General features: G+C 60.6%; 16 protein-coding genes and 1 pseudogene. 13 read left to right on the forward strand and 4 right to left on the reverse strand.

From position 1 onward, the window contains the following. Window positions 1-79 precede the first annotated feature (79 nt). The gene (locus AC1RL4_RS01730; RefSeq protein WP_429571104.1) at window positions 80-835 is read right to left on the reverse strand and encodes a methyl-accepting chemotaxis protein; all 756 of its coding nucleotides are present in this window, start codon (window positions 833-835) and stop codon (window positions 80-82) included. A 102-nt stretch (window positions 836-937) separates the two neighbouring features. Then, a pseudogene (locus AC1RL4_RS01735) lies at window positions 938-2,209 on the reverse strand (PDC sensor domain-containing protein); the annotation flags it as partial. Between the two features lie 265 nt (window positions 2,210-2,474). Between AC1RL4_RS01735 and AC1RL4_RS01740 the strand changes: the two are divergent. The 3 genes from AC1RL4_RS01740 to AC1RL4_RS01750 all read left to right on the forward strand — a co-directional run bounded on the left by AC1RL4_RS01740 (window position 2,475) and on the right by AC1RL4_RS01750 (window position 6,775). Then, the gene (locus AC1RL4_RS01740) at window positions 2,475-3,923 is read left to right on the forward strand and encodes an APC family permease (protein WP_018927850.1); all 1,449 of its coding nucleotides are present in this window, start codon (window positions 2,475-2,477) and stop codon (window positions 3,921-3,923) included. An 89-nt stretch (window positions 3,924-4,012) separates the two neighbouring features. After that, window positions 4,013-5,446: an aldehyde dehydrogenase family protein gene (locus AC1RL4_RS01745; protein WP_028940846.1), complete on the forward strand. Its 1,434-nt coding sequence runs from the start codon at window positions 4,013-4,015 to the stop codon at window positions 5,444-5,446. Between the two features lie 3 nt (window positions 5,447-5,449). After that, complete coding sequence (locus tag AC1RL4_RS01750) at window positions 5,450-6,775, forward strand: alginate export family protein (RefSeq protein WP_230172173.1); 1,326 nt, start codon at window positions 5,450-5,452, stop codon at window positions 6,773-6,775. Window positions 6,776-6,824: 49 nt separating this feature from the next. Here AC1RL4_RS01750 and AC1RL4_RS01755 read toward each other — a convergent pair whose 3' ends face one another. Beyond that, window positions 6,825-7,583 (reverse strand): IclR family transcriptional regulator, encoded by a 759-nt coding sequence (locus AC1RL4_RS01755; RefSeq protein ID WP_018927853.1) that lies wholly within the window; start codon window positions 7,581-7,583, stop codon window positions 6,825-6,827. A 248-nt stretch (window positions 7,584-7,831) separates the two neighbouring features. On the opposite strand from AC1RL4_RS01755, the gene AC1RL4_RS01760 reads away from it, so the two are divergent. From AC1RL4_RS01760 to AC1RL4_RS01800, 9 genes are all read left to right on the forward strand, one after another. Then, window positions 7,832-9,373: an acetolactate synthase large subunit gene (locus AC1RL4_RS01760; protein WP_019578591.1), complete on the forward strand. Its 1,542-nt coding sequence runs from the start codon at window positions 7,832-7,834 to the stop codon at window positions 9,371-9,373. Between the two features lie 11 nt (window positions 9,374-9,384). Further along, complete coding sequence (locus AC1RL4_RS01765; protein ID WP_019578592.1) at window positions 9,385-10,875, forward strand: aldehyde dehydrogenase family protein; 1,491 nt, start codon at window positions 9,385-9,387, stop codon at window positions 10,873-10,875. A 26-nt stretch (window positions 10,876-10,901) separates the two neighbouring features. Then, entirely contained in the window at window positions 10,902-11,696 is a 795-nt protein-coding gene (locus AC1RL4_RS01770) for an SDR family NAD(P)-dependent oxidoreductase (protein WP_019578593.1), read from the forward strand. A 12-nt stretch (window positions 11,697-11,708) separates the two neighbouring features. Beyond that, window positions 11,709-12,749 carry a VPS10 domain-containing protein gene (locus AC1RL4_RS01775; protein WP_018927857.1) on the forward strand — a complete coding sequence of 347 codons (1,041 nt, stop codon included), beginning with the start codon at window positions 11,709-11,711 and terminating at the stop codon, window positions 12,747-12,749. Window positions 12,750-12,760: 11 nt separating this feature from the next. After that, window positions 12,761-13,219: a VOC family protein gene (locus AC1RL4_RS01780; protein WP_018927858.1), complete on the forward strand. Its 459-nt coding sequence runs from the start codon at window positions 12,761-12,763 to the stop codon at window positions 13,217-13,219. 10 nt (window positions 13,220-13,229) lie between these two features. Further along, on the forward strand, window positions 13,230-13,832 hold the full coding sequence (locus tag AC1RL4_RS01785) for an amino acid synthesis family protein (protein ID WP_018927859.1): 603 nt from the start codon (window positions 13,230-13,232) through the stop codon (window positions 13,830-13,832). 62 nt (window positions 13,833-13,894) lie between these two features. After that, complete coding sequence (locus tag AC1RL4_RS01790; RefSeq protein ID WP_019578594.1) at window positions 13,895-15,502, forward strand: bifunctional 3-(3-hydroxy-phenyl)propionate/3-hydroxycinnamic acid hydroxylase; 1,608 nt, start codon at window positions 13,895-13,897, stop codon at window positions 15,500-15,502. Then, window positions 15,499-16,278: a 2-keto-4-pentenoate hydratase gene (locus tag AC1RL4_RS01795; RefSeq protein WP_204125078.1), complete on the forward strand. Its 780-nt coding sequence runs from the start codon at window positions 15,499-15,501 to the stop codon at window positions 16,276-16,278. The genes AC1RL4_RS01790 and AC1RL4_RS01795 overlap by 4 nt, the downstream gene beginning before the upstream one ends. Window positions 16,279-16,353: 75 nt before the next feature. Further along, window positions 16,354-17,295: a helix-turn-helix domain-containing protein gene (locus tag AC1RL4_RS01800; RefSeq protein ID WP_018927862.1), complete on the forward strand. Its 942-nt coding sequence runs from the start codon at window positions 16,354-16,356 to the stop codon at window positions 17,293-17,295. 89 nt (window positions 17,296-17,384) lie between these two features. Here the strand turns inward: AC1RL4_RS01800 and AC1RL4_RS01805 are convergent, their stop codons facing one another. Continuing rightward, on the reverse strand, window positions 17,385-18,212 hold the full coding sequence (locus AC1RL4_RS01805) for an AraC family transcriptional regulator (RefSeq protein ID WP_019649022.1): 828 nt from the start codon (window positions 18,210-18,212) through the stop codon (window positions 17,385-17,387). A gap of 185 nt (window positions 18,213-18,397) precedes the next feature. On the opposite strand from AC1RL4_RS01805, the gene AC1RL4_RS01810 reads away from it, so the two are divergent. Further along, on the forward strand, window positions 18,398-19,537 hold the full coding sequence (locus AC1RL4_RS01810) for an ornithine cyclodeaminase family protein (protein WP_028940842.1): 1,140 nt from the start codon (window positions 18,398-18,400) through the stop codon (window positions 19,535-19,537). Window positions 19,538-19,546: the final 9 nt, after the last annotated feature.

Below are 19,546 nucleotides of genomic sequence, written 5' to 3' on the forward strand. Positions count from 1 at the left end.
CTCGATGAACGATGGTCGAAAGCCGGCAACTGTCACTCAGTCAAGACGTCAGCACCGGCAGGTAGCTTGCCGTGCCCCTTTACACTCGAAAATGGCCGACAAGCTGCTGTTGATGGTTGGCCATTTCATGGAGTGAGTCACTGGCCGTTGAGGCATCGCTCATCCGTTTGGTCAGTGTTTCGCTGATGCTGCGAATGCCACTGACCCGATGGCTGATATCTTCCACGACTGTGCTTTGCTCCAGGGCTGCGCTGGCGATCTGCTGATTCATCTGCTCGATCACATCCACGGCCTGGGAAATATTCTCCAGCGCCGTACGGGTCTGTTGCACCTGGATCACGCTGTTGCCGGCTTGCTCGCGGCTCAGCTGGGTACTGTGCACCACCTCCTGGCTCAACTGCTGCAACATTTCTATCACCGTGCGGACCTGTTCGACCGAGCTCTGGGTGTTGCTGGCCAGGTGCCTGACTTCATCGGCTACCACCGCGAAGCCGCGCCCCTGTTCGCCCGCTCTGGCCGCTTCGATGGCCGCATTCAACGCCAGCAAGTTGGTCTGCTGCGCGATGGTGCTGATGACGTCCAGCACCTGGCCGATCTGGGTGCTGCTATTGGCGAGGGCATGCACTTGCTTAAGGGTGGTGTCCAGACGCTGATCGAGGCTTTCGATGCTGCTTTCGGCGATGGAGAACACCGCTTGACCTGATCGGCTCGCGCTTTCGGCGGCTGTCGCTGCGTCGGCGGCACCGTGGGAATGGCGCGCCACTTGCTGGGCACTGGCACTCATTTCGTGCAGCGCGGTCGCGGCCAGCTCTACTTCGCGGTACTGGCGTTGCATCCCTGCGCTGACTTCCCGGGCAATCCCCGACGAGGTATTGGCGCTGTTGCGGGTATCCAGGGAGGCGGTTTGAATGTCACGGATAATCGGCTGCAACTTGTCCAGAAAACGGTTGAACCCATTGGCTAATTGGCCCAATTCGTCGCGTCGTCCGGCGGGCAGGCGTTGGGTGAGGTCACCATCGCCATCGACGATGGCATCAAGCAGACCCGCCACCTTCAGCAGCGGGCGTGTCACCCCGTAGGCGGCCAGCCAGATCAGCAACATGCCGAGGCAACTGGCCAATACCCCCAGGCAAAGGTTGAGCCAGTTGGCCTGGCGGCTTTTGTCGTCCAGTTCGCTTTGCATTTGCCGGGCGGGTGCCTGCACCAGGGCCTGGGGAACCTTGATCTCCAGTTGCCAGAGTGGATTGCCTGCCACGGGTTGCAGAGCCTGGCGTATATCGAGGGTGGTCCCGGAGACTTCGCCGCTGCGTCCTGCCACCTGGCCGGAGGCCGACACAATGGCCACTTCGCTGTTGCCTTGATACAGGTCCTGGCCGAGGTCGCCAGCCAGCTTTTGCAGAGTGTCGAGGCCAATGTCCATGCCGACCACGCCGAGGATCTTGCCGTTGGCGATCAGAGGGACAGAAATGCTGCTCATCAGGACTTTCTGGCCTTCCACCTCACTGGTGTAGGGCTCCACCACGCAAGTGCGCCTTTGAGCTTGAGGGCAGGTGTACCAGACGTTTGTCGGTTCGCTGCCGGGGAGGGCTGTGTTGGTGAAGATTTGCGCCTCGGTGAGCACATCCTGGACCAGGTGTCCCGGCTGGCTCTGTGACCAATACAGCGCAAAACGACCTTTTTCGTTGCTCGCCAGTGCACGTTGCCCGACGAAATTAGCGTCTGCGCCCGCCAACGCGTCAGGCAGAAGGATGACGTACAGGCCGAGCACTTTTTCGCGGTTGAGCAGTGTCTGACGGGTCACGCTGATCAGCGCTTCGCGCAATTGCCCAGCCGTGAGGCGTCCATTTAGCGTTTGATCGCGCAGTTGCAGAACCTGTTGCGCGAACCCTTCGCTATACAGCGCCGTTTCGTTGAAAAAGCGTTCGACCTGTTGGCCATGGGCAGCGGCCTGGGCTTGCAAGCGCTCCACGGCGGCTTGCCCGAGCAGGTGACTGCTCTGCTCCTTCAGCAATTTTGCACTTTGTTGGTTCTGGTACACCGAGGTGCCTACCAGCGCGCCGACGACAGCCAGCAGGCACAGTCCGCTCAGGAGTGTGATCCGCCATTGGATAGTGAGATGAGCTAAACGCATGACTGGGACTTCCTGCAGAGGGCTTTGGCTGCGATGGGCTGTGGACCAGGCCCTCGCTTTTATTATCGGTGCCGGCATCTGGGTATAGAGCGGGTGACGCTAGCATGCGGGAGGGAACGGCCAGCCGGTTATCCCGAATCGGCAAGGACTGCCTGATTGCGGGTGTCGCATCGACCTGTTTTGGGGCGGCGCCTCGGATGCTACCGATTTGGGATAGCGAGCGGTTCAGGGGCGGGCATAGGATCGAGTTCAGCGCGCAACTAAAACAAAACGCTAATTGGTGCCGATGGAATTCAATCGGGCCACCCCAACAGCGACTGCCTCATACAATAAGGTCAACAACATGAGTGTACCTATCTCGATCAACAGCTCCACGGAGCTCAAGCGTGGCGCCCTGGGCGTCGGGTTCATAATCTTCTTCGTGGTGTCGGCGGCGAGCCCTTTAAGTGTGATCGCCGGTGGCTTCCCGATTGGCATCATGCTGGGTAACGGTGCCGGTACTCCGGCATTGCTGATCCTGGCGTTGCTGGTGCTGCTCGCGTTCTCGGTGGGTTACACCACCATGTCCCGGCACCTGACCAATGCCGGCGGTTTTTATGCGTTCACCTCCCGTGGTTTGGGTGGCCTGGCAGGCGGTGCGGCCGGGGTGTTGGCGATGTTTGCCTATAACATTCTTCAGGTCGGGTTGTATGGCATGTTCGGTGGGGTCGTCAGTGGCACCATGGAAAGTGTATTTGGGCTGGTGTTGCCGTGGTGGTCCTACTCGCTGATGGCGATGGCGAGCATTGCGATTCTGGGCTATCGCAAGATCGACCTTTCTGCGCGGGTGCTGTCGGTGGTGGTAATCGCCGAGTACCTGGCGATCCTGATCCTGGATTTTGCCATCCTCAAATCCGGCGGCGACAGCGGCATCAACCTTGATGCGTTCGACCGCACCCATGTGCTCGGCGGTACCCCGTCCATCGGCCTGCTGTTTTGTTTTGCGGCATTCATCGGCTTTGAGGCGACGACTATTTACGGCGAAGAGGCCAAGAACCCGCAGCGTACTATCCCGATTGCCACCTACAGTTCGGTGTTGCTGATCGGTGGGTTCTACGCGCTGTCGGTATGGTCAATGGTGGTGGGCGTGGGCGCGGACAAGATCGTGCCGATGCTGCAGGCCTTGCAGGATCCCACGACGTTTATCTACGGCATGTCCGATCACTTTGTCGGCCCCTGGCTGACTCAGATTATCCGGGTGCTGTTCATGGTGAGTATCTATGCCGGCCTCCTGGCCTTTCATAACGCCGCGGCGCGTTATTTTTACGCGATCGGCCGTGATGGCCTGTTGCACAGTCTGTTGGGCACCACTCACCGCGTGCATCAGAGCCCCCATATGGGTTCGGTGTTGCAGAGCCTGATTGCTGCTGTGGTGGTACTGATTTTCGCTGCATTGGATGCGGACCCGATCCTGCAACTGTTCGCCTGGTTCTCCAACCTCGCCACCCTCTGCGTCATTTTACTGATGGCGCTGACGTCGGTAGCGGTCTGCGTCTACTTTCAGCGTCATCCCGAGCTTAACGTCGGGATATGGCGCGGGCGCATCCTGCCTGTTTTCTCCTCCCTGGCATTGGTGCTCGTGCTGGGGCTGGCGGTGGTGCATTTCGACGTGTTGACCGGGGCCAGCCAGCTATTGTCCTACGGACTCTGCGCCATCATTCCCGCGGCCCTGATCATCGGCGTCATGCTCGCCGCGCGCTTGCGAAAGATCTCCCCGCAACGGTTTCTCGCCTTGGGCAGCCACAAGCTTTAAGGCCGCACTCGTTACAGCTCGACTAACCAGACAATTCCAGCCTGCCGTTGCCCGGCATGGCTCGTCAGTGCGTGAAAGGAAGGTTTCAAATGCACAACTACAAGATGCTCATCAATGGCGTTCAGGTCGCCGGTGAACAGGGCCAGTTTGATGTGATCAACCCGGCCACCGGTGCTGCATTCGCCCAATGCCCCGCCGGCTCGCTGGCGCAACTCGACCAGGCGGTCGACGCTGCACAGGCGGCGTTCAAAAGCTGGCGGCACAGCACCCACGCAGACCGTTGCGAGCGCCTGTTGGCGGTTGCGGCGGATATCGAGCGGGAGGCAGAGTCACTGGCCCGACTGATTGTGCTGGAACAAGGCAAGCCACTGGAACTGGCGTTTTCCGAAGTCATGGGGTCCGTCGCCTGGACCCGCTATGCGGCCGGGCAGGAGATTGCGGTGGAGCTGGTGGAGGAAACCCCCACCCAGCGGATCGAGTTGCATCGCAAGCCTTTGGGTGTGGTGGCGTCGATCACGCCGTGGAACTGGCCATTCATGATCGCCGTCTGGCACATCATGCCGGCGCTGCGAGCCGGTAACTGTGTGATCAGCAAACCGTCGAGCCTGACCCCGCTGAGCACCTTGCGCCTGGTGGAGATCATCGCCCGCCATGTGCCTCACGGCGTGATCAATTGCCTGACGGGTGAGCAAGGTTTCGGCAGCGCAATCACTTCGCATACCGGCATTCAGAAGATTGTGTTCACCGGCTCGACCGCCACCGGACAAAGCGTCATGCGCGGCGCCGCCAACAACCTCAAGCGCCTGACGCTGGAGCTGGGTGGTAATGACGCGGCAATCGTTCTGCCCGGTACGCCGGTTGAGGCGGTGGTCGAGGAGATTTTCCAGGCGGCGTTTCTCAACATGGGCCAGACCTGCGCGGCCCTCAAGCGCCTGTATATCCATGAATCGCAGTACCAGGCCTTCGCTGATGCGCTGACCCTGATTGCGACGCGCCAAGTGGTGGGCGATGGCCTGGAAGCTGGCGTCACCTTTGGACCGGTGCAAAACCTTGAGCAATTGGAGCTTGTCGACGCGCTGGTCGCTGACGCGCGGGCACAAGGCGCACGCGTGCTGTGCGGCGGCGCGCGTCTGGATCGCCCCGGTTTCTTTTATCCGCCGACCTTGGTCGCGGACGTGACAGATGGCCAGCGTCTGGTCGACGAGGAACAGTTCGGTCCTGTATTGCCCTTGATCGCGTACCGGGATGTCGAGGATGTGCTGCGGCGTGCCAATGCCGGTGACATGGGGCTGGGTGGATCGGTCTGGGGGCCGGATGTCGAGCAGGCCCAGGCACTGGCCAGCCGCCTGGAAAGCGGCGTTGCCTGGGTCAATTGCCACGCGCAGATTCAGCCGAATACGCCGTTTGGCGGCAGCAAGATGTCCGGGTTTGGCGTCGAGTTCGGCCTTGAGGGGCTGCTGGAGTTCACTGGCCAGCAACTGCTGTTTGTCCGCCCCTTTAAAAGCGCACCACAAGGAGCTTGAGCCATGCGCAATCCGTCACGTCATCCCGTGTTTGGTGGCAGGCTTGTGTGCACATTGGTGCTATGCGCCATCAATCAGGCCCAGGCCTATGAGTTGTACAGTGATGAGGGCCGTCACCTCAACGCAGACATGACCGCCGTGTTCGGCCAGTTCAACAGTCGCAAGAACTACGACGGCACGCCCGGTGGATCTACCTGGCGCGAAGGCTTTATCAAATACGGCTTGAGTGGTGACCAGTCCCTGGCGGGCAATGGCACTGCATATGGGGCATTCGCCCTGGTCAGCTCCGCCACCTGGGGCGACGGCGACCCAGGCGGCAATTCCCTGGGAACCGAGCGCACAACAAAGATCGAAGACGCCTACCTGGGCTGGCGCTCCGGCGACCTGTTCCCTGCGTTAGGCAAGGACGGGGTTGATATTTCCGGCGGGCGCCAGGTGGTCAAGCTGGGCCGAGGGTTCCTGATCAACGATGACGGACTGAACCTGGGCGAGGGTCCGGCCAATGGCACTATGAACCGTGGGGGCGCTTATTACCTGGCTGCACGGCATGCGTTCGATCAAACCGCGCTGTTGCGCCTGGGTGGGCAAGATGGCCTGCACGGCAGTCTGGTGTGGCTCAAATCCGACAACCGCGTCCAGGCCGAAACCGAACTGGCCGCCGGCACGCTGGATTACACCACCCAACCGGGTACGATCGGGCTGACCTGGTTACACGGCATCGACGTGAGCGATCAATGGGCCACCGACGTTCAACGCCAGCGCAAAGGCATGAACGTCTACAGCGTTCGCGGTGAAGGCGATGCGGGCATCAAGAACGTCAGCCTGGCGTTCGAATACGCCTGGCAGGACAAGGACGCCGGGCCTGAGAAAGCCTGGTATGGCGAAGCGGGCTACACCTTCGCCGATACCGCCTGGGCGCCCAAGGTGACCTATCGCTATACCCGCTATTCACAGAAATGGGATCCGCTGTTCACTGGCTTGAGCATGGGCTACGGCACCTGGTTTCAGGGCGAAGTCGCCGGCAACTACGCCGGGCCGTTCAACAGCAATACCAGCATTCAGCACGTCGGTCTGAAGGCCACTCCGCTGGAAAACCTGACCTTGGGCGCGCTGTACTTCGATTTCGACACGGTGCGTAAAAACAACGCGCTGAACCTCAATGCCCGTGAGCTGGATATCTACGCCGAATGGGCAGCCAACCCGCACTTGATCATTACCCCGCTGATTGGCCTCTACAAACCCGATCAGGACTCAACCACGGGTGGCAATCAAGTCGGCGGCAATGGCACCAACCTGTACAGCCAATTGACGGTGGCTGTTCCGTTCTGACCGCATATCCGCCGCGTCCCTGGTAAGGGACCGGCGGCTTGTCCATAGGCTAGGGCGTGGTGGTGTTCGACTGATTACGCATGTTTTCGGCGATGCGCCGAGTGGTATCCATGACCATTTCGATCACGGTTTCCTGGCGCAGCAGCTTGAAGCTCTGCGTGCTGCCGACGGCGGACAGGCTGCCAACCACTTCGTCGATGTCCGTCTGGATGATCGGCGCGGCGATGCCGGTCAAGCCCAGGTTGAGTTCATCATGGGTGAGGCAGTAACCGTCCTTGCGAATCTTTTTCGCGGCCTTGGAGAAGCTTGACCAGTCATAAGGGCAGTCCGGGTCGTTGGCCATATGCTCGTCGAACAAGCGTTGCAAACGGCGACCTTTCTGAAAGGCGATCAACACCTTGGATTGCGCGCCGCGAAAGAACGGCAGCGGTTGCCCGCGCCCGAACGCAAAGTGGTAGGTGTCGGTGGGTTCGGCGATGTAGGTGTTGATGATGCGACCGTCATAAAAGACGCTCGCAAACACGGCCAGGCCGGTTTGCGCGGACAGCTCGTGCATCAACTCGCGCCCGGCAACGAGGATAGGGTCGTACTGACGCATCATCCAGTCCAGTTCGATGACTCGCGGCCCCAAGCCATAACTGCCGGCGTCCACGCGGGTCAGCAGGCCGGCGTCGCACAAATCCTTGACGTAGCGGTACACGGTCGCGCGTGACAGGCCCATGCGCTCGGCAATGGTGTCGGGGTCGATCTTCAATGTCTGTGGACCGAACAGGTCCAGGACACTCAGTAATTTGCTCAGGCTACTCATTTCGTTCCTAAAGACGGGGGGAGGGCGCGTGCTTCGTTCCGGCGTAGACCAGACATCCCGCAGAAGCGCCAAGCGCTGGCGCAACACTACCTCAGTGAGAGAAAAACGCAATCTCGGCAGTCTTTCTGGTGCAAATAAAATTGCATAAATCTCACTAAGCGAGACAAACATTAATTTAATGCTTGTTGATTGAGTGTTTGTGTGTGATAAATCTCATCACTGCAAATGCTCAAGCAAGAGGGCTGAAAATGAATGGTGCGCAACTGATAGTGAATGCGGCAGCGGCAAGCGGTATCGAATACTGCTTCGCCAACCCCGGAACCACCGAAATTCCATTGGTGGCGGCCATGGCCAGCGCACCAGCACTGAAGCCGGTGTTGTCGTTGTTCGAAGGGGTGTGCACGGGGGCGGCGGATGGGTATGGCCGGATTGCCGGCAAGCCGGCGATGACCCTGACGCACCTGGGCCCCGGGTTTGCCAATGGCATCGCCAACCTGCACAACGCGCGTCGTGCCAATACCCCTATCGTCAACGTGATCGGTGATCACGCGTCATGGCATGTCAACTACGATCCGCCGCTGGCCAGTGACATCCAGGCCTTGGCCGGGACTGTCTCCGGTTGGGTACGCACCTCGCGCACGGCGTCGGGTATCGGCGAAGATTTACAGGAAGCGGTGCGGTCGGCCTGGCAGGCCAAAGGGCAGATCGCCAGCCTGATTCTGCCCATGGACCTGCAAGCCAGCGCAGTGACGCACAACGGCGTGTTCGCTCCGATGCGGGCGCCGATTCGCCGGTTTGCCGGTGACCGGGTCGAGACGGTGGCACAGGCACTGCGTGACGGGCAGCGCCTGGTGTTTATTGTCGGGGATGAGGGGTTGTCGGTCGCCGGTCTGGAAGCAGCGGGGCGCCTGGCGCAACTGCCTGGCGTGCGCCTGTTTGCCGAGACCTTTCCACGGCTCAGCTACCGTGGTGGTGGTTTGCCGGATCTGGATCGCCTGCCGTACTTCCCGGAAGTGGCCATTGAAATCCTTGAGCAGTACGACCAGGTCGTGTGTGCCGGGGTGCCGGAGCCCATCAGTTATTTCGGCTACGAAGGCATCCCGTCGCGCCTCGCCGAGCGTGAGCGTCTGCTGACGCTGGCCGATGTCGGTGACGATGTAGCCGGCGCGCTGACGGCGCTGGCCGATGCCCTCAATGCACCGGCCTACGTGCCGACACCGATGGGCATCGAACTGCCGCCAGGCCATGCCGAGCTCACACCTCAGTCCATCGGCCAGGTTTTAGCCGCATCGCTGCCGGACGACAGCATTGTCTCCGTGGAAGGCGGCACCTGCGGCTATCCGTTTTTCACCGCCTCCGCTGGCGCCGCTCGGCACCGGGTGTTGACCAATACCGGTGGCGCGATCGGCCAGGGCATTCCGGTGGGGTTCGGCGCCGCCTTGGCGGAGCGGGGCAATCGCGTGTTCTGCCTGCAATCCGACGGCAGTGCCCAGTACACCATCCAAACCCTGTGGAGCATCGCCCGTGAGCAGGTGCCGGTGGTGATCCTGATTGCCGCCAACCATCGCTACGCCATTTTGCAGAACGAACTGCGCCGCTTCGGCATGACTGAAATGGGGCCTGAAGCCCTGCGCCTGACGGTGCTCGATAGCCCGCGGATTGACTGGAAGGCTCTGGCCAAGGGCTACGGCGTGCCGGCCTGCACGGTGCACACCAATGCCGAACTGCAACGGGCGCTGGCCAACGCCAATGCCGAAGGTGGTCCTTGCCTGATCGAAATGGCGCTGTGAAGGAGTCGATGATGAAACAGTTTGAAGTGCTACCTGCTGTGCAACACTTTCTGTCCCAGCCTGGCCGCCTGTTTATCGGTGGCAGTTGGCAGGACGCCGCCGCTGGCCGGCGGTTTGCCGTGGAAAACCCGGCAACTGAAGAAACCCTGACGGAAGTGGCCCAAGGTGACGCGCGTGACGTAGATGCGGCCGTTGCGGCAGCCCGCGCAGCGTTCAACGGCGCCTGGGCACTGCAGTCTCCCGCCCAGCGCGGTCTGCTGCTGTTTCGACTGGCGGACCTGTTGGATCAGCACCGCGAGGAGCTGGCGCAGTTGATCACGCTGGAGAACGGCAAACCCATCTCAGCCGCTCGAGGGGAAGCGGCCAGTGCGGCGACCATCATTCGCTACTTCGCTGGCTGGCCGACCAAGATCGAAGGCAGCACGCTGCCTGTATCGCCGGCCAGCGGTGCGCCGATGCTCAACTACACCTTGCGTGAACCGGTGGGTGTGTGCGCGCTGATCGTACCGTGGAACTTCCCGTTGAACATGTGCGTGTGGAAGCTTGGCCCAGCGCTGGCGACAGGCTGTGTCGCGGTGCTCAAGCCTGCCGAGCAAACTCCACTGGTCGCGATTCGACTGGTGCAGTTGATCGAGGCCGCCGGGTTTCCAGCGGGGGTGGTCAACCTGATCACCGGTCTTGGCGCGGAAACGGGCGGACCGCTGGCGCAGCATCCCGACGTGGACAAGATCGCCTTCACCGGCTCGACCCACGTCGGCCGGCTGATCGCTCAGGCGGCCACCAGCAACATGAAAAAAGTCTCGCTGGAACTGGGCGGCAAGTCGCCGAACATCATCTTGCCGGACGCCGATATCGTGCGCGCCGCCAAAGGTGCCGCCGACGGCATCTTCTACAACCAGGGCCAGGTGTGCACGGCTGCCTCACGTTTATACGTACACGCCAGTGTGCTCGATCAGGTGCTCGAAGAACTTGAGCGGCATGCCACCGCCCACGTGCTCGGTAATGGTTTGGACCCGGCTACCAGCATGGGCCCACTCGTGTCGGGCCGCCAATTGAGCACGGTCAAAGGCTACCTGCAACGTGGTCAGGAGGAGGGTGCCGAACTGATCTGCGGTGGCGGCCGTCCCGCCCACCTGGAGCGCGGCCACTTCATTGCGCCCAGCGTGTTCCTTGATCGCGCCGAACGTGCCTGTGTCGCCCGCGAAGAGATCTTCGGTCCGGTGCTGACCGTCATGAGCTGGACCGAAATCGACGACCTGGTGCTGCGCGCCAACGATTCGCCTTATGGCCTCGCAGCAGGCCTGTGGACCCGCGACCTGCGCTCGGCGCACCGCGTGGCAGCGCAGCTCAAGGCGGGCTCGGTGTGGATCAACTGCTGGAACGTGGTCGACGCGGCTTCGCCGTTCGGCGGGTACAAGCAATCTGGCTGGGGCCGGGAAATGGGTAAAAACGTGATCGATGCCTACACCGAGACCAAGAGCGTCTTCGTCGATCTCGCCTGAACCGAATAATCACAAGAGGAAATGCTATGGATCTGGAATTGAAAGGCCGCGTGGCCATCGTCACCGGCGGAGGTATGGGTATCGGCAAGGAAGTCGCACGTTTTCTGTCCGAAGAGGGCTGCAAGGTGGTGATCTGCGCACGCCGCATGGAGTTTCTCCAACAGGCTGCCGAAGAGATCACGGCTCAGACCGGCAACGAAGTACTGCCGCTGTATTGCGACACCAATCAGATGTCGGCCGTGTCTGACATGGTCGAAGCTGCGCACAAACACTTCGGCCGCATCGACATCCTGGTCAACGGTGCCGCAGCGCCGTCCGGAGTGGTGCGCAATGACATCGAACATGCCGGCGACGACGAGTTGCTGTCGGATCTCAACACCAAGGTGATCGGCTACTTCCGTTGCGCCAAGGCAGTGACCCCGCACATGAAGGCCGGCGGTTTCGGTCGCATCATCAACATCGGCGGCCTCACCGGGCGCAGCAGCAAAGTCCTCTCGGGGATGCGCAACCTGGCGATCGCCCACATGACCAAAACCCTCTCCGACCAGTTGGGCCCTTCGGGCATCACGGTCAACCTGATTCACCCTGGCGTGGTTGACACCCCGCACATCCAGGAGTTGTACGAGCGCGAAGCGGTCAAGCAAGGCAAGACCTCGGAACAGGTTGAGCAGGCCTACATCGACGCGACGCCGATTCGCCGCACCCTGGCACCGATTGAAATGGGCTGGCTGATTGGTTTCCTGGCGTCGCCAAAGGCTGGCGCGGTGACCGGAGAATCCATCGGCATCGACGGCGGTTTGACCCGCGGTATCTACATCTGAGGAGCACCAGCGATGAGTAACGGAACCCTGTTAGTGGCCACGGTAGGGCAGGCGGTGATCCGCAGCGCCGACGAGGGTCGGACCTGGCATCGCCTGGGCCTGGGCCAGGATCTGGAGTTCGACGCGATCACTCGATCCTTGAGCGTGCACCCCGGCGAGCCTGAGGTGATCTACGCCGGCACGGACGTAGGTTTGTGTGTCAGCCGCGACACCGGCGGCCATTGGCAGCGGGTCGATTCGCCTTTCAACGGGCAGACGGTCTGGAAAGTCGCCGTCGATCCGCAGGACGCGCAACGGATTTTCGTCGGCACCGGTGCACCTTCGCGCGCCGTACTGTGGAGGACTCTGGACGGTGGTCTCAGTTGGGATCGTGCGCCGGTTGAGATTCCGGAATTCTGCGACGGAGTCAGCCGCCCACGGCTGCTGGCTTTCGCCTATGACCCGACCGACCGCAACCAGCTATGGTTCGGCCTTGAAGAGGGTGGGTTATTCCACTCCCGTGACGGTGGCGACAGCTGGACGCGCGTCGATGATCGGCTGCTGTGGGACTACAACTCGGATGTCCACAACATTCTGGTACTGCCCAATCATGGTCAGAAAGTCATCGTGGTGGTCTGCGTCAACGCCGTCTACCGCAGCCTGGATGAGGGGCTGACCTGGACTGGCATTATCGGTCGAGAAGCGTTTGGCCTGTACTACATGCGCGCCATGAACGCGCCGTTGGGCACGCAAAGCGACCTGTACCTGAGTATTTCCGATGGCACGCCCGGTACCACCAGCAAGATCCTGGTGTCCCGTGATGCTGCGCTCAGCTGGGAAGTGCTGCCCCTGCCGCAACAACCCAACTCCTGCGTCTGGGCCATTGCCTTCAACCCGGAAAATCCGCGACAGATCGTTGCGGGAACCAAGTACGGGCACTTGTTCACCTCCGGGAATGGCGGTGATGGCTGGCAGAAACAGTGGCGCGAATTCAGTGAGATCGCTGACGTGCTCTGGACCCCCGCAGTGGCGCAGATCAAGGCAGGGCATCAATCCGTGGTCAAAAAAAGCTGAGGTATCACGCGATGAAAGTCGAAATCCTTCGTACTCACTTATCGCTCTCGGTAAGTGATCCTGATGTGTCGGCACGCTGGTACGCCGACATCCTGGGCATGCATGAAAGTGCCCGGGGCGAAAGCTGGGTCATGATGGCGTTTGGCACCAAACATCACGACATCGCCTTGCTTCGTGCAGAGCCCGGCGCCCATCAGGGCGGGTTGGGGTTGCAACACTATGGATTGGAAATCGCCGGGGACATGACCACCTTGCGCCAGCTCTACGGCATGTTGCTGGGCAAGGGCGTCGAGGTGGTGAAGATCACCGATCACGAAATCGGCCATGGTGTGTATTTCAACGACCCTGACGGTAATCGCATGGAATTTTTCCTTGAGACCGAACACGACGATGCGCGCGGCAAGGCCCGGTTCAAGGCCGCTGGCGCGCCAAGCCGACATTTCAATCTAGACCCACTAGACCCGCTTTGAGGCCACCCAGATGAAAACCGCGAATTTTGCTTCGTATCACATCCGCAAGTGGTACAGCTTTGTCGAAGAAACCCTGGCCAACGAAAGTGGCCAGTTAGCCGATGGCGAGCCGCTGTTCAAATATGCCGTCGCCGCCGTGATCGCCAACCCCTATGCCGGTCGCTACAGCGAGTCGCTGACAGAGCTGGTAGAACCGTCGCCGCTGCTGGGCGAAGAGTTCGGTCGTCGCATTCAGGCGCTGGCCGGCTCGCGGGATATTGTCAGCTACGGTAAAGCTTGCATGGTGGGCAGCCAGGGCGAATACGAACACGGCAATGCGTTCCTGACCAACCCGGCTGCCGATCCGGTGCGCCTGGCGCTGGGCGGGGGCAAATCCTGGGTGCCGTCCACCGGCAAACGGGGCGCCCCAGGTTCAACCATCGATGTGCCGTTGGCCCACAAGGATGCACTGTATGTACGCTCCCATTACGACAGCATGTCCTTGATGTTTGGCGACGGCCCCGCGCCGGATGAGGTGATCGTGATCTGGGCCTTCGCCACGCGCGGGCGCTTGCATGCGCGGCTGGGCGGTCTGCAGGCGGCAGACGTCAAAGGTATTGATGGGCTGCACTGATTTCAGGCGCATGGCTTTAGCGGCGTCGGATTAAAAACACAACAAGAAAGCGGTGAATAGCGATGAAGCAGGAGAAGACCCAAGTTGTCATTGTCGGCGGCGGCCCTAACGGGATCACGGCCGCACACTATATGGGGATGTACGGTATCGACTGCGTCGTCCTTGAGCTTGCCGACGGCGTACTGCCTTACCCACGCGCGGTGGGCATGGATGATGAAGCACTGCGCGTGCTGCAGGGGATCGGCATCGCCGATCTCGCTGTACGCGACATGATCTGCGATGTACCGCTGCGCTATTACAATGCACGCGGTGTGTGCTTCGCCGAGGTCAAGCCGAGTACCGCACATTACGGCTGGCCAATGCGTAATATTTTCATGCAGCAGTTGCTGGAAGGCACGTTGCGCGAAACCCTGGGACAGCGTGCCAGCGTTGTGTTGCGCCAAGGCCACGAAATGCTCGAACTCGAGCAGGACGGGCAGGGCGTGACATTGCAGGTGCGCGATGCTCAAGGCGAGATTTATCAACTGCGGGCTGACTATGTCATCGGCGCCGATGGCGGACGCTCCACGGTGCGTAAAAAGCTCGGTATCGAGCTGTCGGGGCTGACACATGCGCGCAAATGGGTGGTGGTCGATACGGCCAATGACACCCTCGATGCACCCTACACCGCACTGCATGCCGACCCGGAGCGGCCCTTCGTGTGCATCTATCTGCCGTACCAGCAACGCCGCTGGGAATTCATGCTCCTGGAGGGCGAAGATGAAGCGAGGATGTGTGAGGAAAGCACCATTCGCGACTTGATCCGTGGGCATATCGGCAACGCGGTCGATCAGTTGAACATCGTCCGCATCCGAGCCTATACCCACCACTCCCGGGTCGCGGTGCGGTTTGTCGAAGGGCGTGTGGCGCTGGTGGGTGATGCCGCGCATATTTCTCCACCCTGGGCCGGGCAGGGCCTCAATTCCGGGCTGAGGGACGTGGCCAACGTGGCCTGGAAACTGGCGGCGATCGTCCAGGGCCGTGCCTCGCACTCGATCCTCGCCAGCTACGACCAGGAGCGCCGTGGGCATGCCACCGAGCTGGTAGCCCTGGCCGACAACATGGGCGCGGTACTGGGAATGACCAACCCGCTGATGGCCGGCGTGCGCGACTGGCTGTTCCAGGCGGTGAACAGTGTCGACAACCTGCGCTCGCATCTGCTGGAGTTCAAATTCAAACCCAAGGCCACCATCACCAAGGGCTTGGTCTATCACGAGCGGGCCGAGTTGCGCGAGGACGACCTGGTCGGCCAGCTATTTGTACAGCCGCATATCGAAGACGCCCAGGGGCAGCGTCGTCGCCTGGACGAAGTGCTTGGTAATTCCTATGCGGTGCTGGGTTATCGGGTGAACCCGCGCGAGCAACTCAGCGAGGAAATGACCGCTTATTGGGCGCGCTGGGACACGCGTTTTATTCAGGTCAATCGTTCGCGCAGTGGCATCGGACGTGGCCAGCCGTTGACGGCCTCGGACGCCATCAGCGTGGAGGACGTGGATAATCGCCTGGGTGAATGGTTCTCCAAGGTGCGTGACTGCATCGTGGTGGTGCGTCCTGACCGGTTTGTCGCCGCCATTACCACACCAGAGAGGCTTGAAGGTGTGCTGCGCAAACTGGCGGAGCAACTGTCATGAACAGCGGCAACGCGTTACTTAACCGGCTACATCAGGCAACGCGCACGGTGCAAGCCATTGCGCCACTGGCCCCCGAGGCGATAGATCGGCTTGCGGGTTATGCGCTGCAACGCGAAGCGCTGGATCACCAACAAGCCGCAGGCGAGCGACTGAGCGGGTGGAAGGTCGCCTTCGCCGGCAGCGCCGCGCAAAAACGCTTTGGCCTTGACGAGCCGGTGTATGGCGGCCTGATGGATACCATGATTGTCGAGCCGGGTACGGCGGTGGCGTTCTCGCGGTTGATTCAGCCCAAGCTGGAGATCGAATTGGCGTTTGTACTCGGGCGTACCCTGGCGCCGGGGGACTACCGTGACGAGGATATTCTGGCCGCCATCGGCGACGTGGCGCCTGCGTTCGAGATCGCTGACTGCCGTTGGCAGGGCTGGAGTTTCGGAGTGGGCGCCTTTCTGGCCGATAACGCGGCGGCGGGGCTTTATTGTCTCGGACCGCGCATCCCGTTCGATCCTGTAGACCACGTCAACGTAGCGTATCGCCTGGAGTGCGACGGCGCGCTCTGCGGTAACGGTGATACGCGCGATCGGGAGGACAGCCCGCTGGCCAATCTGTGCTGGCTGATTCGGCGTCTGTTGGCCGACGGTCAACGTGTGGAGGCTGGGCAGGTCGTGCTGTCCGGGGCGTTGTTGCCGCCAATGAATATCCAGCCCGCCACGTACTGCCTGCACATGCTTGGCATGGAACTGGCTTTGGTTTTCACGGCGGACGCCGCCCCGGTGTGAACGATAGCTGCCGTCACGGATGACTGAGTCCCTTTCAGGCCGATAAACAAACGGGGCCACCGAGGAACGACGACCATGCTTGCTGAAGTTCGAACCTTCAATGACCCTCAACAACACGCTGGCTCCATCCAGGGCTGGCGGCAAGTGTATGACCAACTCGGCCGTGGCTGCCTGACCAGTGAGCTGCGGCAGTTGTCCTCTGACCGCTTCCAAATCTTCCAGGAAGTGCTGGACAAACGCGTGGTACAGCGCGGCTATGCGCCAAAAGGTCGGCTGTGCGCAGCCATGTCGTTAGGCTGCGCGCCGGTGGTGCAGGGGCAACAGGTGGGCACTCACAGCGTGGTACTGTTGCGTGACGGCGAGGAGTTTGTGTTGCACGCCCCTGAAGGCATGCACTTCTTCGCGCTCAATATCGACGCGGTACGCTTCGCCAAACTGGCGGCCTTCGAACTGTCTGACGATCAGCTCAAGCGCCTGAAGACCACGTCCCAACTCAGCGTGGATGACGCGTTACTGTTGCGAATACGTCAGCGTATCCACCCGCTGTTTCATCACCTTTTGGAACAGACGGACGCTATCAACTCAACCGCCGAGAAAATGCTGGAGGAAGAACTGCTCGGCGCGTTCCTCGATTTGTTCAGCCACGCCACCGATGAGGTACGTTGTCGTCGCGGTAATTTCGCCGTGAGTGCTTACCTGGTGAAGCGTTGCCAAGAGCTGATCGATGCCAGTGGTGATACACCACTGAGCATTCTCGACCTGTGCGAGCACCTGCGGGTGAGTCGCCGGACCTTGCAGAACAGTTTTCAGGCAGTGACCGGAATGCGTCCGGTCGAATACCTGCGCAATCTACGCCTCAACGCGGTGCGACGCCGCTTGATCACAACCTCTGCCTGCACTCACAACATCAGTGAGATCGCGATGGCGATGGGCTTTTTTCATCTGAGCCACTTTGCCGCGCATTACCGGCAATTGTTCGGCGAGTCACCGTCTGAAACGCTCAGGGCAATGCGCTAAAGACCTCATGTGCGGCTGACGCTTTCCTCCCACCCGATTTCCTTTTCCAGGCTGATATTCAAGCGCTCATGAAATTTTGAAAGGGAGGGTCAGGCGTAGTTGATCCGGTCGGTGTAGGCGTTCTGGGTCATTTGGCGTTGATAGTCGCAAGGCGTTGTACTGACCAGTTTCTTGAAGTCGCGCAGGAAGTGCGATTGATCGGAAAAGCCCAGGTCGAGGGCCAGCTCCGAAAACGATACATCGTGTTGGGTATTGAGGGTGTCCAGAGCTGCCTGGCAGCGGATGATTCGGCAAAAGGTCTTGGGTGACATACCAGTGTCCTGGCTGAACTGTCGGTGCAGCGTGCGACTGGTGTACCCGCTGAGTTCTTCCAGTTGCTGAATACGAATATCACCGCGGTGGCGCAGCGCCTGCTGAATGACCATGGCCGTGAGTGCTGACGTTCTCCCCATCAGGCGGGGGGCGAGGTAGTCGTTGAACAGCCGCATCTGATCGCCCAGCAGTGGTGCTTGAACGATATTTTCGAAGATGCGCTGGGCGAACCCCGAGACCTCCAGCAGGTCGAGTTCCCGTTCGGTCAATTCCTCGGCCAGCACATTGATAAATCCGGGAATGACGCCCGGTGAAAAGCGCACGCCGAAGTAGTGATGGTTCTGGTGTAACTCGACCGCTTGGGCAGCCAGCGGCGTGCCACAGATCCGGGCGGTAGGGCGTGTTGCATCACAGTCGAAAACAATATCCACGCAACCGTCCGGCACGGCCAGCAGGTTGGCTGACTGAGCCACATCGAAGGCATAGAAATGCGAGATCGCCGGGTGTTCGGAGGGCATGACCGAATACCGTGAAGAGTTGAGCACGAACCAGGGCTGTTCGTTCGCAGTGTGGTGCCTGGGAGGCGGCGCGCACTGTTTGATCATGGTTGCACCTTCGATGAGCAGCGATACGGAAGTTTTCACGCATTAATCACGCCAACTGTTGCGCGCCGGTCAATCGGGCATGTCCGAAATTTACAATACCGCCGAAAAACGCGCCCTGATACTCGAGGTCGACAGCGTGGAGCTGCGCCTACCGCAGCGATATCACCTTCAGCCCGAGAATAACTATGTCTACAAATACAAAAATCGACTTCATCTACCTCTCCGAGCAGGACATGATCCGCGCGGGCGTGACTGACATGCTGGCGTGCGTGAACACCATGGAGGAGATGTTCGGCCTGCTCTATGCCGGTGACTATCGCATGGCCGGTCCGAACAATGACTCCCATGGCGCGATGGTGATCTTCCCGCAGGATTCACCCTTCCCGAACATGCCCAAGCCCACGGCTGACCGACGCATGATGGCCATGCCTGCCTACCTGGGCGGCAGCTTTTGCACCGCAGGCGTGAAGTGGTACGGCTCCAATATCGCCAACCGCGAAAAAGGCCTGCCGCGCTCGATTCTGATGTTTACCTTGAACGACCCCGACACCGGCGCACCGCTGGCCCATATGTCGGCCAACCTGCTGTCCGCGTACCGCACCGGTGCGATTCCCGGCGTGGGCGCGCGCCACCTGGCACGCAAGGACTCGAAAGTCGTCGGCCTACTCGGCCCGGGTGTGATGGGCAAGACCACACTGGCGGCATTCATCGCGGTATGCCCGCATATCGACACACTGAAGATCAAGGGTCGTGGCCAGAAGAGCCTCGATAACTTTATCGCCTGGGTCAAGGAAACCTATCCGCAGGTCACCACGATCGAAGTGGTCGACACCCTTGAAGCGGTGGTTCGTGACTCCGACCTTGTTACTTATTGTAGCTCCGGTGAGGTGGGTGATCCCACAACCTACCCAATTGTGAAGCGCGAGTGGGTCAAGCCAGGTGCCTTCCTCGCGATGCCTGCATCCTGCTCCCTTGACGACGGGATGGAACAGCGCGACGTACGCAAGGTGCTGGACAACACCGGTCTCTACCAAGCCTGGTTTGAAGAACTGCCCAAGCCTGCGCATCACTGCGTGCCGGTGATTGGCGTGCGCTTCATGGACATGATTGCCGAAGGCAAGATGCGGCTCGAAGACGTCGAGGACATTGGCAAGATCATCGCCGGGGCCGCGCAAGGCCGTAGGAACGATGAAGAAATCATCATCATGTCGGTGGGCGGAATGCCCGTGGAAGACGTGGCCTGGGGCACGGTGGTGTACCGCAACGCCATCGAAAAAGGCATCGGCGTCACCTTGAACCTGTGGGAAACCCCGGTTCTGCGCTAAGCCAGCCAT

This window comes from Pseudomonas sp. GW822-FHT07A10, from assembly GCF_058798795.1.